Below are 15,000 nucleotides of genomic sequence, written 5' to 3'. Positions count from 1 at the left end.
ATAAGCTTAGTAAAAGTGAGTTATCAATATGAACCATTTCGACAAAAAATTAATATACCCCTTGACAGTTACAAATATAACCGATATACTTCATATTAATTTCAAAAGAAAATATATTCTAAATATTACAATGTGTTGAATAGGAGTAGTAAGGTCATGTATTTGTACAGAGAGCTATGGGTTGGTGCGACATAGTCAAATGACATCCTGAACTCGCCTAGGAGCAGTAAGGTGGAACGGAATCACATTCTTAGTAAATCTTAACGGTTAACCTTCGATATTAGGTTTGTAATCAAACGATTACTACTAAGGTGGATTCATAATGGAATCAATAAGGGTGGTACCGCGTTAAGTAAATGGCTTAGCGTCTCTTTATATAGAGATGCTAGGCCATTTTTTTATTATATGGAAAAAGAAGTGGAGGGTTTATTTGGATAGGTCTATAAAATTTATTTATCTATATAAAAAGATTTAATTAGGAGGAAAATGAGATGAAACAAACGGAGCAATGGACTTCGAAATTAGGTTTTATAATGGCTGCAGCAGGATCAGCAATTGGACTTGGCGCAATATGGAAGTTTCCTTATATCGCCGGGAAGAGCGGGGGAGGAGCATTCTTTTTAATCTTTATATTATTTACTATATTAATTGGATTACCACTACTTATAGCTGAATTTATGATTGGACGTAGTACGCAGAAACAAGCAGTTGGCGCATTTAAAAGTATTGCACCAAATACAGGGTGGCACTGGATTGGACGCCTTGGTGTTGGAACGTGTTTTATACTACTTTCATTTTATAGTGTTGTAGGTGGATGGGTGTTAATTTATTTATTCAGAGGAATTACTGGACAACTAATTGCACCGGGACAAAATTACGGAGCATTATTTACTGAAACAATTGGGAATCCCACTTGGGCTATTATGGGACATTTCGCTTTTATGTTCATTACGATATGGGTTGTATCAAAGGGTGTACAAAACGGAATTGAAAAAGCAAGTAAATATATGTTGCCAGCATTGTTCGTTTTATTTGTCGCTCTTATTATTCGTTCGTTAACACTTGATGATGCTATGAAAGGTGTGAAGTTTTTCTTACAACCAGATTTCTCAAAGATTACTTCGGAAAGTATTTTGTTCGCAATGGGGCAATCATTCTTTGCAATTAGTATCGGGATTTCAATTATGGTTACCTATAGTTCCTATTTAAATAAAAAAGAAAGTTTACCAAAATCAGCAATAACAATTGTTGGATTGAATTTATTTGTTTCTTTATTTGCAGGTCTTGCCATTTTTCCGGCCGTATTTTCATTAGGAATGGAGCCGACAGAAGGACCTGGATTACTATTTATCGTATTACCATCTGTATTTAGTCAAATCCCATTCGGTGGATTTTTCTTAACAGTATTCCTTGCACTATTTACATTTGCGACATTAACATCGGCATTTTCTCTACTAGAAACTGTTGTTTCAGCATTAGCAAATGGTGAACAAGAAAAGAGAACGAAATTATCATGGCTGATCGGTTTCGGCATTTTCTTAGTAGGTATACCATCAGCGTTATCATTTGGAGTATGGAGTGATATTACGATTTTCGGAAAGAATATTTTTGATGCAGTAGACTTCTTATCTAGTAATATATTAATGCCACTTGGAGCACTATTTATTAGTATTTTCGTTTCATTCAAAATGGAAAAGAAGATACTAGAAGCAGAGTTTTTTGTAGGTGGAAATTATGGAAAGAAAGTATTTACTTGTTGGGCATTTTTACTTCGATTTGTAGCACCGCTCGCAATCATTATCGTCTTCTTAAATGTAATAGGGATTATTTAACATTAAATGTTATAATATTCAGTGAAAAAAGAAGATGGTGATGTTTATGGCGAATTTGATAGAAACAGGAGAGTATATGAATATTAGAGGGAAAAAGCTATACGTTGAAACACATGGAAATCCTAAAAATAAGCCAGTCTTATACTTGCATGGTGGACCAGGAGAGAGTTGTTATGATTTTTCATTTCATCAAGCGGAACGTTTAAAAGATTCTCTATATGTAATTATGATAGATCAAAGAGGTGTTGGTCGTTCAGAAAAAATTACTGAAGACGAAGCTTTTGGATTAAATGATTTGATTGAAGACTGTGAGGAATTAAAAAAAGTATTACAAATTGAGAAGTGGTCTATAATTGGACATTCTTTCGGTGGATATGTAGCATTGCTTTATGCGTCGATATATCCAAGTTCAATAGAGAAAATAATATTTGAAGGACCAACTTTTGATTTTGCATTAACAAGTAGAGCTTTGTTGCAAAAGACAGGGCATTTATTAAAAAAGTATGGAAAAGAAGAAGTAGCAAAAGAGTGCTTTGCTTATTCATCTAGCGATGCTAGTTCAGAAGAGTTGTTAGAAGCTTATATAAGATTAAGCGCTGAATTAGAAGAAAAAAGAATGGAGATTTACAATAATAAGGAAGATAGGACAGATGAGAGTTTATACAGTGATGAAGAGTGGGAAATATTTTCAAATCGCTCCAAAATGCACTTTGATAGATTAAAATTAGAGGGAGCATGTCATACATCATTATTATCAAAAATAAAAGATGTACAAAATCTAATGTTATTAATAGTAGGAAAACATGATGTAGTAACGTGTGAAGAACAAATTAAAACATTTAATAAAGATGCCCGAAACGGCAAGTATATCGTATTTGAAGAGAGCGGTCATTCACCTCATTATGAGGAAGCAGATAGATTTGCAGAAACAGTCATACATTTTTTGAAATGAAGAAAAGGGTGCTTCTATAAATGAGAGGCACTCTTTCTAAATTTCTGGATATGTGATTGTGATGTTAGGCCACTTACTTTGCCAATTCTTTTTTATAACTCTGTTTTTGTACATATGTAATCGTTCTTTCGATTTAAGAAAATGAGCTGTTGGTCTCACTTGTAAGGAAAGGACATCTTCAATACCACATGGGGCTGTTAATATAACATTGTTTAGTTCATCAAGTGTAACTCCTAAAGCCGTTGCTGTTTCAGGGAATTTAGAAATAGCATTAACAGAAGAAGAATATGGTGGCATATTATTCACTACATGCATACGAGCTTGATTTTTTACAGACCAAGGAATAGTAGCATCAATATTCATTAATTTCGTTTCTAATGATTGTTCGTATATCTCATCTTGATGTAGACTATCATAATAAATCACATCAACATCAGGCATAGCCGTTTTAGCTTCATAGTCATGTAAAGTATCCCAAATTTTAGAACGAACAAAGCCGGCACAAACCCACCAATCAGGTAACTCTAGTGATTTTGCCATTTGTAATACATTCATCATCCATTCGTCGTTTTCTATTAAGCGAATTATATCTTTCTCTGTTTTGATCTTCATTGATAAATTCACCTTTCTAGTAAATTAATGCATAAGTTCAATAATCCATAAAATCCAGTAAGCACCTGGTACAAATAGTAGTTGTGCCAATAATGTGCCGAGAAGTCTAGAAATCATTAGCCAACCATACATTTTACTCATAGATTCAGCACCGCTTTCTGATTGTAAAGCACGTTCTGTTAAAAGAGCAATGCGTGGATCGAGTAATACAGTTAATAAAATAGTGGCGAAACCATTTACAAGGCCAGAAGCTGTACTTGCATTTGTTGCATAATCTGGATTTAAAAAAGAAGCGTAAAGGGCAGAAAGTACCCCAGCTGTATAAATAGCAGTAGCAAACATGTTAATAAGCATAATACGCTTTGGAATACCACCGATACGCAGTCTATGAATCATTTCTAACTTTGGAAAGCGGACATATTTTTTTGTGTACTTTAATTTTTGAATGTTATTCGTTTTCATCATTCGAATGAAAGAACCGTCTGTTTCAAAGTTTTGAATGACATATCCAAATAGTTTTGTCAAAGTTGGATACAGTATAATCGCAAGCAATGTACCGATAGAAGCAGATAATAGTACAAGACGTATAATATGCTCTAAATCAATAGAAGGATCTAGTTTTGCTTCGTCCACAATCCCGCCAAGTAAAAAGGCTTGTAGTAAGTTTGACGTTCTTGAAATGAGTAATACAATTCCTACGACGGATAATGCGACAGCAATCTTCTTTAAACGAACCCCCGCTAATCGAATACTATAAGAGCTTGTTTCAACTGCGTGGATTACAATTGTGAAAGCCATTATAAAAATTAACGTAATTGACATTTGTTTCACCAGTTTCTATTAAAATAATTGTAACTTTTTTACTTTATCATATCTATCGTATTTTGTAACTGAAAGTATGTGACATATGGAAATTGATTTTTCGAAAAAATAGATAATGATAGTATAATAGGGAGAAGTGGAAGAGATGTTAGCAGTTATTTATACAGCAAATTCAGTGGAGGAATGAAACATGTATAAAACATTTCTATTTGATTTAGATGGAACTTTAACGGATCCGAAAGAAGGGATTGTAAATTCGGTTTTGTATGCGTTAAAAAAAGTAGGAATTGAAGAAGTACATATAAGTGAGTTAGATTCATTTATAGGTCCTCCTATTCAGCAATCATTCGTAGAGAGATATAATATGAGTGAAGGAGAGGTTGAACGTGCAGTTTTTTACTTCCGTGAGTATTTAAAGCAGCGTGGATTGTTTGAAAATAATGTATACGAGGGGATTCTGAAGCTCTTGCAACAATTAAAAAGTTCAGGAAATCGCATATTCGTAGCTACTTCAAAGCCCACTGTATTTGCGAAACAAGTTATAGAGCATTTTCAATTAACGAATTATTTCGAAGATATCATTGGAAGTAATTTAGATGGTACGAGAATAAAAAAAGAAGAAATAATTGCTCATATTTTACAAACAAATGAAGAACTAAATAAAGAAGAAATGATAATGATTGGTGATAGAAAGCACGATATAATAGGTGCGAATCAGAATGGAATTGCTTCAATTGGTGTTTTATATGGCTATGGCTGTGAGAAAGAACTGACTGAAGTTAGTGCGACTTACATAGTGAAAGATGTTGAAGAACTGTATCATTTTTGTGTAAGAAAAATTTTAATAAACCAGTAAATATAGGTACTAACAATCCCTTTATAACGTATGATGAGGAATTCGTTTCTGTTTAAAGGGATTTTTCATATGTAATCGAATATTTATAATTAGACATTTTTAGCATGAAAAAATTGTATGAATAAGAGGAGGGATGTCAGAATTAAAAGATTAGTAGAAGTTTATCAATAAATTTTAGAATATTCTGTTTAATGGAGGGGTAAAATTGGAGTTAGTTATTATATTATTAGCACTAAGTTTACTTATGTTCGTAGCATATAGAGGCTTTTCTGTTATTTTATTCGCACCGATATTTGCATTATTTGCAGTATTTTTGACAGAACCTAGTTATGTATTACCTTTCTTTTCTAATATCTTTATGGAGAAAATGGTTGGATTTATAAAGTTATATTTTCCTGTGTTTTTATTAGGAGCAATATTTGGAAAAGTAGTGGAAATGTCAGGAATTGCAGATTCTATCGCAAAAACGATTATTGAGTTAGTTGGTGAAAAACGTACTATATTAGCGATTGTATTAATGGGGGCTATTTTAACGTATAGTGGTGTTAGTGTGTATGTAGTAGTGTTTGCTGTTTATCCGTTCGCAGCTAAGTTGTTTCGACAAGCTAATATTCCAAAGCGTTTAATCCCTGGAACGATTGTTCTTGGAGCAGTAACGTTTACAATGGATGCGCTACCTGGATCACCACAAATTCAAAATGTAATACCTACAACATTTTTTAAAACGAATATTTATGCTGCACCGATACTTGGCATTGTAGGAGCAATTTTTGTTCTTACATTAGGTTTACTATATTTAGAGAGTAGACGTAAGAAGGCAAAAGCGGCAGGTGAAGGATATTTTGGTTTTAATGATGGAAATACTGAAATGGCAGCATCTTTGCAATTAGAACAAAAAAATATGCCATTAATTAATAACATTGAAATTACAAGAGCACAACAACTTATTGCATTTATACCACTTATTTTAGTAGGTGTAATGAATAAAGTGTTTACTATTATGATACCAAAGTGGTATCCAAGCGGTTTTGATTTTTCTGCAATTGGTATGAAAGCATTTGGAAAAGTAGAATTAAGTGCAGTAGTAGGAATTTGGTCTGTAGAATTGGCACTTATTATAGGGATCTTAACAACGTTATTATTATATTGGAAGCGAGTAGTAACAGGTTTCCAAGCTGGATTGAATACAAGTATTGGTGGAGCGCTACTTGCAACGATGAATACAGGAGCTGAGTTTGGATTCGGTGGTGTCATTGCAGCACTTCCAGGCTTCGTAATTATGAGAGATGGCATCTCTGCTACTTTCACAAATCCGTTAGTGAATGGTGCAGTAACGACGAATATTTTAGCTGGAATTACAGGCTCTGCATCAGGAGGAATGGGAATAGTATTAAGTGCAATGGGAGATAAATTTATTGCAGCGGCCAATCAATTTGATATTCCATTAGAAGTTATGCACCGTATCGTATCAATGGCATCAGGAGGAATGGATACACTACCGCATAACGGGGCTATTATTACTATTCTTACAGTAACAGGATTAACACATAAACAGTCCTATAAAGATATATTTGCTATTACAGTTTTGAAAACGGTTGCTGTATTTTTAGTTATCGCGTTCTATACTTTAACAGGACTCTATTAAAAATTCGAATCGTAAAGATTCATCAAATCGATAATTTATATCATAAAATATTAAATAGGATAAGAAGGGGTGGAGTACTTGCAAGAAGTTTCTGAGTTTCGTATGCCAAAGTCGGTATTATATGGAAGGAATTCGCTTGAAAAACTTGGGGAACAATCAAAAAAGTTAGGGAAAAGAGCTTTTATAGTTACTGATACAATTATGGAGAAATTAGGATATCTTGAAAAGTGTATACAACAACTAAATAAGAAAAGTATTACTGTTAGTACATATAATAAAGTGGATGCTGAACCTACAAATATACACGTGTTAGAAGCCTTATCTCTTTGTAAAGAGGAAAAGTGTGATTTTATTATCGGTATTGGTGGTGGAAGTTGTATTGATGCTGCGAAAGCAGTAGCGGTTTTATATACAAATGGTGGAGAAGTTGAGGATTATGTCGAAAAGGATATTGAAATAGAAAACAATCCACTACCACTTATTGCAATTCCAACAACTTCTGGTACTGGATCGGAAGTTACAAGTGTAGCAGTAATTACGAATAAAAAAACAGATGTAAAAATGATGATGAAGCATCCTAGTTTTATACCGAAAGTAGCAATTATAGATCCAGTTTTGACAAGTTCGTTACCACCACAAATTACGGCAGCAACAGGAATAGATGCGTTATGTCATGCGATTGAAGCTTATATTTCTAAATTTTCACAGCCACTTACAGATGTACTTGCTCTTTCAGCTATTGAAAGTATTATGAAATATTTACGTATAGCATATGAAGATGGACGTAATATGGAGGCAAGAGAAGCGATGATGATTGCTTCCTTACAAGCTGGAATTGCATTTTCTAATGCATCAGTTACATTAGTTCATGGAATGTCAAGGCCAGTGGGAGCATTATTTCATGTACCGCATGGAATATCAAATGCCATACTATTACCTACAGTGTTAGAGTTTACAAAAACAAGTGCAGTGAAAAGGTTAGCAAAAATTGGACGTAGTTTAAATAAGGATTTGTATTCGAATTCTGATGAGGAAGTAGCAGACTACACGCTTGGGGAAATAAAAAAACTTTGCTTTGATCTTCGTATTCCAAATTTAAAAGAATATGGAATCGATGAAATTGAATTTGAAAATGCTATTTCTAAAATGGCATCAGATGCAATTGAAAGTGGTAGCCCAGCTAATAACCCACGTGTTCCATCATATGATGAAATCAAAGCGTTGTATCGAGAGTGTTTTAATTATAAGTATAAAGAATTTATAAAAACATCAGATTGTTAATTTCAGAATATTCTATAAAAATTTCCTTGGAAATGAAAGTACAATTACTCTTTATTATTTCCATATTAAATTCCGTAAAACAAGACTTTATATTTCAAACTTAAAGTCTTGTTTTATTATGTATAATATATACAATAAAACGTTGTTATTAGTTTTATAAAAAAGTTTAGGTAGGTGTTGTTTATATGAAAACGATAGGTCTTATAGGTGGTATGAGTTGGGAATCAACTTCTGAATATTATCGAATTATTAATGAAGAAATAAAAGAGAGATTAGGAGGGCTACATTCAGCAAAATGTTTGATTAATAGTGTGGATTTTGAAGAGATTGAACGATGTCAGTCTAGCGGAGATTGGGATGGTGCTGGAGAAATTCTAGGGAATGCGGCATATTCATTACAAAAGGGAGGAGCAGACTTTATAATCATTTGTACAAATACAATGCATAAGGTAGTTGGAAAAATAAAGGCGAAAATTGATATTCCAGTCTTACATATTGCTGATGCAACTGCAAAAGCAATTAAAAGAAAAGACATTCAAAAGGTTGGTCTGCTTGGAACTACATATACAATGGAGCAAGATTTCTATAAGTCACGTATAGAAGAAAATAATATAAAAGTAATAGTACCATCAGAAAAAAATAGAAAAGAAATAAATAAAGTAATATATACAGAATTATGTTTAGGAAAAATAGTATCTCAATCTAGAGAATATTATAAAAGAGTCATCGAAGAGTTAGTGCAAAAAGGAGCACAGGGAATCATATTAGGTTGTACAGAAATAGGGTTATTAATAAAGCAAGAAGACGTATCTGTCCCGATATTTGATACGACTCATATACATGCAATTGAAGCAGTCAAGGTAGCTCTAGATAGAATGTAATTATATTATGCAAACTAAATTCATATATCTGGAAAACATTCAGAAAATATTTTATAATGTAAGTGGTTACATTTAAGGGGGAATGCGCATGTTTTCAGTTCAACCAATCGCATTTGTACATAATGAAAGAAAGGAAATAAAAGATGATGAGTGGGGAGAAGTAAGATCCCGTATAACTTTAACTGAAATGTATGCAGAAGAAAGTATACAAGGGATTGAAGATTTTTCTCATATTGAAGTTGTTTTTTATTTTCATAAAGTAACTGACGAGCAAATTCAGTATTTTGCTAGACATCCTAGAAATAATAAGGATTATCCTGAAGTAGGTATTTTTGCACAGCGCGGGAAAAATCGCCCGAATCGCATAGGTGTAACAATTGTAAAGGTGATCAAAAGAGAAGGTAAATCAATTATTGTTGAGGGATTAGATGCTATTGATGGCACTCCTATATTGGATATAAAACCAATAATGAAAGAGTTTATGCCGAAAGAAGAAATACACCAGCCTAAATGGGCAACGGATATAATGAGACAGTATTGGAAGGGGAATGGAGTAAAATGAGAATATATGAGGCAACAATTGCAGATTTAGATGGACTAGCATCAGTTTTTAATAACTATCGCATGTTTTATAGGCAGGATTCTGATTTAGAAGGGGCAAAAGTATTTTTACGAAACCGAATTGAGAAAAAAGAGTCCGTTATTTTCGTAGCAGTTGAAGACGGCGAATATATTGGGTTCACACAACTATATCCATCATTTTCTTCCATTTCAATGAAAGAATTATGGATTTTAAATGATTTATTTGTACAAGCGGCGAAGCGTGGAGCCGGAACAGGTAAAAAATTATTAGAAGCTGCTAAAGAATACGCATTAGAAAATGGAGCAAAAGGTGTAAAATTACAAACAGAGATTGATAATTTATCAGCACAACGATTATATGCTGAAAATGGTTATTTGAGAGATAATCGTTATTTCCATTACGAATTAACGTTTTAAAAAATTAAGTTGAAAGAGGCATTTTCAAGAAAAAGAATTTCTTTGTAATGAGAAATACTTTTTTATTTTTTCCTAAATTAAAAAGTATGACAATAACGATAAAACGATATTTATTTATTGTTAAACGATAAATTGTGTGGTAAAATTATGTTGTCATTAAATAAGTGAGTTATTGTAAATGAACCTTAAATGAAGTTCAACAACGTTCTTAAAAGTAATTATTTTTCTTTCTGGAATTGCAGTGCTTGCCTTATGCATATTTTTAGTGCCGGAAATGGCGAATTTTGTAGCGAATTTGTATCCTAATATCGCTCCGATAAAATATCTTGTTTTTATTGTGATGTATGGAGCAGCTGTGCCTTTTTATGTTGCTCTTTATCAGGCTTTCAATCTTTTACAGTATATTGACGAGAACACAGCGTTCTCGGAATTATCTGTAAAGGCGTTAAAGAATATAAAGCGCTGTGCAGTTACAATCAGTGGTTTGTATGTATTGGGTATGCCACTTTTTCATTTTATAGCGAAAAAAATGGACCCTCCTATTGGGTTAGTGGGACTTATTATCGTTTTTGCTTCGCTCGTTATCGCTGTTTTTGCTGCTATTCTTCAACGCCTTCTACAAGAAGCAATTAACATAAAATCAGAAAATGATTTGACGGTCTGAGGTGGCGGATATGACAATTATTATTAATATTGACGTCATGTTAGCAAAACGAAAGATGAGTGTAACGGAACTTTCGGAGAAGGTTGGAATTACGATGGCGAATCTTTCTATTTTGAAAAATGGGAAAGCAAAAGCGGTTCGTTTTTCAACATTGGAAGCGATATGTAAAGCTTTGGAGTGTCAGCCAGGGGATATTTTGGAGTATAAAAACGATGAGAATACTCAATAAAAAAAGATAACAAATGTAAATAATAGAAGTCAATAAAGAAGGGATAGCCACTAAGCTATTCCTTCTTTATGTTAATTGCTGTTAGTAATAAAAAATATAATTTGAATTGCAATGTTTGCGTATCAAAAGGGAACTTGCTACCTTTTGAGGTAATCCGTTTTGTGGAAGAAAATTATTTGCCAAAAAGGATATTTTAACTATGATTTAAATTATTTTGAGTGCATCAAAATCTTCATTTGTATTATAGTTGATTTAAAACCCAGTTTGTTGCATCTTCAAAGTTATCTGCAATGTAGTTTGGTTCAATATGTGCCCATTTGTCTCGGTACGTATGCAAAGCATCATACCCAGCTCCTGTTCGGACTAGAATCGTAGTCGCATTTACTTTTTCTCCTGCAACAATATCAGTCCAGCGATCACCAACTACAGCACATTGTGTTAAATCAAGCCCATGTTTTTTTGCTGCTTTAAGCAGCATGCCTGTACTTGGTTTACGACATTCACAACCATCACCGTGTTTATGAGGACATACATAAATATCATCAAAACCGAAGCCTTCTAATTCTTGTACAAAATCGGCTACAGTTGCTATTCCATCTGCGATACCAGGTTGATTTGTGAAAGAGAAAATTTTTATATTTTTAGCTTTTAGTTTTTGCAAGGATGTTTTTGTGAATGGAAATAATGTAAAAGATCCCGGATAATGTATTGTAGTGTCACCACCAATTGTACCGTCACGATCAATGAAAATTGCTTTAATGTTTGTCATAGTTATAGTCCCTTCAATTATAAGTAGTTTAGAAATGTTTTACAAATCGGTAGCCATTTACTTCATAACCTAATTTTTTGTAAAAAGGATGAGCTTCTACTCTTTTTGTTCCACTAACTAGCCATGTGCCAATGCAATTATGTTTCTTTGCTAATTGCTCTGCATAATCCATCAACACTTGTCCAATGCCTTTCCGTCGTATGTTAGAATCGACGCTAATAATTGAAATCTCTCCATAACGTGTTACATCTTCTAAATTTTCACGTATACGAAATCCAAGTAATCCAAATATAGCTTCTTCTTCTTCGTAAACATATAAAAAATCAAACGGACTCATTTGTACGAATTGTAATCGATTGTTCATATCTTCATAGGAAATAGAGGAACCTTTTAATTCTTTCGTTAAAGAACAAAGTGCGTCTATATCATCTATCGTTGCTTCACGAATTTGAAAAGACATATTATCCACTCCAATAAAATGTAATCAAACATTTAATATTCTGTTAAAAAATGTTTTTTCCTGCTATGAAAATAAATATTTTATAATGATATATAGATAGTTATATGTTATTCTTTTCCTTGATTGTATTGGAAATGGAAAGAGGGGAAAGACATGTTAGAAGTAAATATCCGCTCAGCTGGATATGAAATAGGCGAAGAAACAATTCATGATATAGCTTTTTCTATCGAAAAAGGTGAACTAGTTGCTCTTATTGGAGCAAATGGTGCTGGGAAGAGTACGACGATAAAAACGATGCTCGGATTACTTGTAAATATGGACGGTGAAATATCATTCGGTGAAAAGAAAAATCCGTATGCATATGTGCCAGAACATCCAACATACTATGATTACTTGACGCTCTGGGAACATATTGAATTATTAATGGCTGCTCGTGGAAGTGAAATGGGAAACTGGGAAGAAAGAGCGGAACAATTATTACATACTTTTCGAATGGATAAGCATAAACATGAGTATTTATCAAAGTTTTCAAAAGGTATGAAACAAAAATCGATGCTAATATTGGCGTTTTTAACTGAGCCAGATTTTTATATTATTGATGAACCCTTTATCGGTTTAGATCCAGTAGCTACGAAAGAGTTTTTAACTTATTTATATAAAGAAAAAGAGCGTGGGGCAGGAATTTTACTTTGTACGCACGTATTGGATACGGCTGAAAAAATTTGTGAAAGATTTTTACTCATTTCACAAGGTACATTAGTCGCAGATGGACATTTAGAATCTATTCAAATGTTAGCGGAAATGCTTGGTAGCTCATTACTAGACTGCTTTGATATAATTGTAAGGCGTGAACAACATGATTAAACAACAATTTTATAAAAGATTACGCCATGAGCTCCGGCGGAAGTGGAAGTCTATACGTTCGGTAACAGATTGGACAGTCGCGTTATATATTATTATTCCAATACTTATATTTATGGGAATCTATTATAGGTCACTATGGATAAATGAATTATCAATGGAAGAGAAGATTTATTTCGGATTAGGATTACTAGCATTTTATCTAGTAACATATCCGAGAGGAGTTCGTTCATTTTTTGAGCAAGCGGATAGTTTATTTTTAATTTCGTATGCAACACATATGCGAAAATTAGTCCAGTATGGCATGATGTACACATTTATTCGAATAGCGATAACGAATATAATAGTGGTCGTTATTATGTTACCGGTGTTGATGAAAAGTATCGAGGTAACAGAGATACAAGTCCTATTATTTTGGGTATTCTTTACTATATTTCGATTTATGTTGTCGTTGTTAACGAGATTTATTCATGTACATGTGGGGAAACGATGGGTTTTATGGATTATAAAAAATGTAGTATTTTCTATGAGCGTGTCCTTTTTGGGAATTAGTTTATTTTTTATTTATAAAAATCCATTTTATTCAATTCTATTTATCGGTTTAGTAATTTTCTTAAGTAGTGTATTAGTAAAAGAGAAAATGAATTATAAAAAGTTCTTTTTTAAAGAAATCGAGAAAGAAAAGGAGGAAAGCATGCGCTGGACGAGCGGAATTATGCAAGTTGGTGGTCATGCGGCTAAACCGAGTAGTTCGAATAAAAAACCGTGGATGTTTCCGCGCTCTAAAAGACTATTAGGAAAAAAAGCTGATTCTCGTATTGTCGAATCTTTTTTGAAAGAATTTTTCCGTACAAGTACTGCACGAATATTTTATATTCAAATTGTATGTATCAGTACTGCAAGTATAATTATGACTCCAAGGTGGATTACAGCTATTGTTCTCGTATTTGCTGTAGTTGCAATTTCTCGCTATGCACGTGATTATTGGAATGAATTTACGAATAAGATGTTTCTTCGTTTATATTGTGATGAAGGGAAATTACTATTGTTAAGATGGAAGGCAGATCGTTATTTATTACTACCAGCAATACTCTTGTATGCAATAGTTATACTTGCCCAGTTTTATTTATTGCCAGCTGTGATTGGTGGCTTTGTTTTTATTTTATTAATTGTATGGATTGTATTTTTACCATAAAAAAAGAGCCATTGACGGCTCTTTTTCTAGTCTGTAACACATTGATAAATAAAATATACTAAAACGAGTATGCTTGCGGCGGAATACATGACATCTAAAGTCATTCAAGTGCCTCCTCAATATTGTGGTATTAATATTGTATGAAATCTTACAATTTCATATTCAAGTGAAAAATATGTGAACGTTAACAAAATTGTAAAGTGCAAAAATTATAATCATTTTGTATAATAGAAGAAACCACCGTTATATAAAAAATAATGAGTGAAAGGGGAGGGAACATAAATGCCAAATTGGTTTAGAAAAACCTTAGTCGCATTAATTACCGTATTTACATTTGGTTTAGTGACGCCTCCTTCCATATTGCTTGATAATGCCAAAGCTGCGGACAAGCCTACGAGCACAGCTGGGCAACAAAGTTTGGAGAGCACGTCCTATACATATGAAGAAACGAATGACAGGTTAACCACCGATACTTTTATTACTTATGCAATGCAAGAAGCAGAGAAGCAGTCGATGCAAAAGTTTGGTACTAAAATTGGTCCAGTAATTGAAGATGAATTTAAAGATGTAATATTACCGAAAATTGAAGAGGCAATTGCTGAGCTTGCTAGTGATGTACCAGAAGACTCACTACAATCATTAGCGATTTCTCAAAAACCAGCTGGTGGAAATAATGAAAAGATTTTTCACGTCTACGATACGAAATCAGGAAATGATTTATTGCGTTTCCATGTAAGAAGAGATCATCCGCCGCAAGATGGTTATTATTTTAATTTCCATTATCACCGTTTTGATGATGGATACTCTGGACATCATGAGTTAGGAAATATTTATTGGAATACAAATGTACCGCCGAAATGGTTGTCTTAAAAAGAACAAGAGAAAATCTTGTTCTTTTTTATGTTTATAGAAGGGACAGACAACTATGTTGTTGAATAACAT

The 15,000-nt window shown here is 33.2% G+C and carries 17 protein-coding genes and 1 other annotated feature; of the genes, 13 read left to right on the top strand and 4 right to left on the bottom strand.

Annotation, left to right across the window (positions count from 1 at the left end):
- The first annotated feature begins 126 nt into the window (after positions 1–126).
- Positions 127–375: a binding site (T-box leader), on the top strand.
- A gap of 116 nt (positions 376–491) precedes the next feature.
- Both MHI28_RS05860 and MHI28_RS05855 read left to right on the top strand, forming a co-directional pair.
- The gene (locus tag MHI28_RS05860; RefSeq protein WP_000814513.1) at positions 492–1,832 is read left to right on the top strand and encodes a sodium-dependent transporter; all 1,341 of its coding nucleotides are present in this window, start codon (positions 492–494) and stop codon (positions 1,830–1,832) included.
- A 46-nt stretch (positions 1,833–1,878) separates the two neighbouring features.
- The gene (locus MHI28_RS05855) at positions 1,879–2,784 is read left to right on the top strand and encodes an alpha/beta fold hydrolase (protein ID WP_001284944.1); all 906 of its coding nucleotides are present in this window, start codon (positions 1,879–1,881) and stop codon (positions 2,782–2,784) included.
- Positions 2,785–2,820: 36 nt separating this feature from the next.
- Here the strand turns inward: MHI28_RS05855 and MHI28_RS05850 are convergent, their stop codons facing one another.
- On the bottom strand, positions 2,821–3,396 hold the full coding sequence (locus MHI28_RS05850; RefSeq protein ID WP_000695364.1) for a nucleotidyltransferase family protein: 576 nt from the start codon (positions 3,394–3,396) through the stop codon (positions 2,821–2,823).
- A gap of 24 nt (positions 3,397–3,420) precedes the next feature.
- Positions 3,421–4,218 carry a lipid II flippase Amj family protein gene (locus tag MHI28_RS05845; RefSeq protein WP_000028912.1) on the bottom strand — a complete coding sequence of 266 codons (798 nt, stop codon included), beginning with the start codon at positions 4,216–4,218 and terminating at the stop codon, positions 3,421–3,423.
- Between the two features lie 190 nt (positions 4,219–4,408).
- Here MHI28_RS05845 and MHI28_RS05840 point away from each other — a divergent pair, with 190 nt between their 5' ends.
- The 8 genes from MHI28_RS05840 (at position 4,409) to MHI28_RS05805 (ending at position 10,773) form a co-directional block, all read left to right on the top strand.
- Entirely contained in the window at positions 4,409–5,074 is a 666-nt protein-coding gene (locus MHI28_RS05840; protein ID WP_000278487.1) for an HAD family hydrolase, read from the top strand.
- A gap of 205 nt (positions 5,075–5,279) precedes the next feature.
- Complete coding sequence (locus tag MHI28_RS05835) at positions 5,280–6,719, top strand: GntP family permease (RefSeq protein ID WP_000424340.1); 1,440 nt, start codon at positions 5,280–5,282, stop codon at positions 6,717–6,719.
- 78 nt (positions 6,720–6,797) lie between these two features.
- A complete protein-coding gene (locus MHI28_RS05830; RefSeq protein WP_001158664.1) occupies positions 6,798–8,000 on the top strand; it encodes an iron-containing alcohol dehydrogenase in 1,203 nt (400 codons plus the stop codon).
- A gap of 185 nt (positions 8,001–8,185) precedes the next feature.
- Complete coding sequence (locus MHI28_RS05825; protein ID WP_000848566.1) at positions 8,186–8,881, top strand: aspartate/glutamate racemase family protein; 696 nt, start codon at positions 8,186–8,188, stop codon at positions 8,879–8,881.
- An 88-nt stretch (positions 8,882–8,969) separates the two neighbouring features.
- Entirely contained in the window at positions 8,970–9,443 is a 474-nt protein-coding gene (locus tag MHI28_RS05820) for an SAM-dependent methyltransferase (protein ID WP_000493250.1), read from the top strand.
- A complete protein-coding gene (locus MHI28_RS05815) occupies positions 9,440–9,880 on the top strand; it encodes a GNAT family N-acetyltransferase (RefSeq protein ID WP_001223866.1) in 441 nt (146 codons plus the stop codon). Before MHI28_RS05820 ends, MHI28_RS05815 begins: the two co-directional genes overlap by 4 nt.
- A 217-nt stretch (positions 9,881–10,097) precedes the next feature.
- On the top strand, positions 10,098–10,544 hold the full coding sequence (locus MHI28_RS05810) for a DUF2975 domain-containing protein (protein ID WP_043311463.1): 447 nt from the start codon (positions 10,098–10,100) through the stop codon (positions 10,542–10,544).
- A gap of 10 nt (positions 10,545–10,554) precedes the next feature.
- Positions 10,555–10,773 (top strand): helix-turn-helix domain-containing protein, encoded by a 219-nt coding sequence (locus MHI28_RS05805; RefSeq protein ID WP_000152534.1) that lies wholly within the window; start codon positions 10,555–10,557, stop codon positions 10,771–10,773.
- Between the two features lie 241 nt (positions 10,774–11,014).
- Here the strand turns inward: MHI28_RS05805 and MHI28_RS05800 are convergent, their stop codons facing one another.
- Together MHI28_RS05800 and MHI28_RS05795 are read right to left on the bottom strand one after the other, a co-directional pair.
- Positions 11,015–11,542: an HAD-IIIA family hydrolase gene (locus tag MHI28_RS05800; RefSeq protein WP_000181784.1), complete on the bottom strand. Its 528-nt coding sequence runs from the start codon at positions 11,540–11,542 to the stop codon at positions 11,015–11,017.
- A 28-nt stretch (positions 11,543–11,570) separates the two neighbouring features.
- Positions 11,571–12,002: a GNAT family N-acetyltransferase gene (locus MHI28_RS05795; RefSeq protein ID WP_000009776.1), complete on the bottom strand. Its 432-nt coding sequence runs from the start codon at positions 12,000–12,002 to the stop codon at positions 11,571–11,573.
- Positions 12,003–12,155: 153 nt separating this feature from the next.
- Here MHI28_RS05795 and MHI28_RS05790 point away from each other — a divergent pair, with 153 nt between their 5' ends.
- From MHI28_RS05790 to MHI28_RS05780, 3 genes are all read left to right on the top strand, one after another.
- Positions 12,156–12,866, top strand: a complete 711-nt coding sequence (locus MHI28_RS05790; protein WP_340827679.1) for an ABC transporter ATP-binding protein — start codon at positions 12,156–12,158, stop codon at positions 12,864–12,866.
- Positions 12,859–14,058, top strand: a complete 1,200-nt coding sequence (locus MHI28_RS05785) for an ABC transporter permease (protein ID WP_086412968.1) — start codon at positions 12,859–12,861, stop codon at positions 14,056–14,058. The genes MHI28_RS05790 and MHI28_RS05785 overlap by 8 nt, the downstream gene beginning before the upstream one ends.
- Before the next feature lie 282 nt (positions 14,059–14,340).
- Positions 14,341–14,928: a YpjP family protein gene (locus MHI28_RS05780; RefSeq protein ID WP_001134421.1), complete on the top strand. Its 588-nt coding sequence runs from the start codon at positions 14,341–14,343 to the stop codon at positions 14,926–14,928.
- The last annotated feature ends 72 nt before the right edge of the window (positions 14,929–15,000 follow it).

Source organism: Bacillus sp. FSL K6-0268 (assembly GCF_038005425.1).
GTDB lineage: Bacteria > Bacillota > Bacilli > Bacillales > Bacillaceae_G > Bacillus_A > Bacillus_A thuringiensis_S.
This window is presented reverse-complemented; position numbering and strand designations above follow the sequence as displayed.

Excerpts from the sequence above, each read along its gene's own strand:
- MHI28_RS05790 (WP_340827679.1), top strand. The coding sequence starts at position 12,156 with ATGTTAGAAGTAAATATCCGCTCAGCTGGATATGAAATAGGCGAAGAA.
- MHI28_RS05855 (WP_001284944.1), top strand. The coding sequence starts at position 1,879 with ATGGCGAATTTGATAGAAACAGGAGAGTATATGAATATTAGAGGGAAA.
- MHI28_RS05780 (WP_001134421.1), top strand. The coding sequence starts at position 14,341 with ATGCCAAATTGGTTTAGAAAAACCTTAGTCGCATTAATTACCGTATTT.
- MHI28_RS05795 (WP_000009776.1), bottom strand. The coding sequence starts at position 12,002 with ATGTCTTTTCAAATTCGTGAAGCAACGATAGATGATATAGACGCACTT.
- MHI28_RS05815 (WP_001223866.1), top strand. The coding sequence starts at position 9,440 with ATGAGAATATATGAGGCAACAATTGCAGATTTAGATGGACTAGCATCA.
- MHI28_RS05860 (WP_000814513.1), top strand. The coding sequence starts at position 492 with ATGAAACAAACGGAGCAATGGACTTCGAAATTAGGTTTTATAATGGCT.
- MHI28_RS05785 (WP_086412968.1), top strand. The coding sequence starts at position 12,859 with ATGATTAAACAACAATTTTATAAAAGATTACGCCATGAGCTCCGGCGG.
- MHI28_RS05845 (WP_000028912.1), bottom strand. The coding sequence starts at position 4,218 with ATGTCAATTACGTTAATTTTTATAATGGCTTTCACAATTGTAATCCAC.
- MHI28_RS05825 (WP_000848566.1), top strand. The coding sequence starts at position 8,186 with ATGAAAACGATAGGTCTTATAGGTGGTATGAGTTGGGAATCAACTTCT.
- MHI28_RS05850 (WP_000695364.1), bottom strand. The coding sequence starts at position 3,396 with ATGAAGATCAAAACAGAGAAAGATATAATTCGCTTAATAGAAAACGAC.
- MHI28_RS05805 (WP_000152534.1), top strand. The coding sequence starts at position 10,555 with ATGACAATTATTATTAATATTGACGTCATGTTAGCAAAACGAAAGATG.
- MHI28_RS05800 (WP_000181784.1), bottom strand. The coding sequence starts at position 11,542 with ATGACAAACATTAAAGCAATTTTCATTGATCGTGACGGTACAATTGGT.
- MHI28_RS05820 (WP_000493250.1), top strand. The coding sequence starts at position 8,970 with ATGTTTTCAGTTCAACCAATCGCATTTGTACATAATGAAAGAAAGGAA.
- MHI28_RS05840 (WP_000278487.1), top strand. The coding sequence starts at position 4,409 with ATGTATAAAACATTTCTATTTGATTTAGATGGAACTTTAACGGATCCG.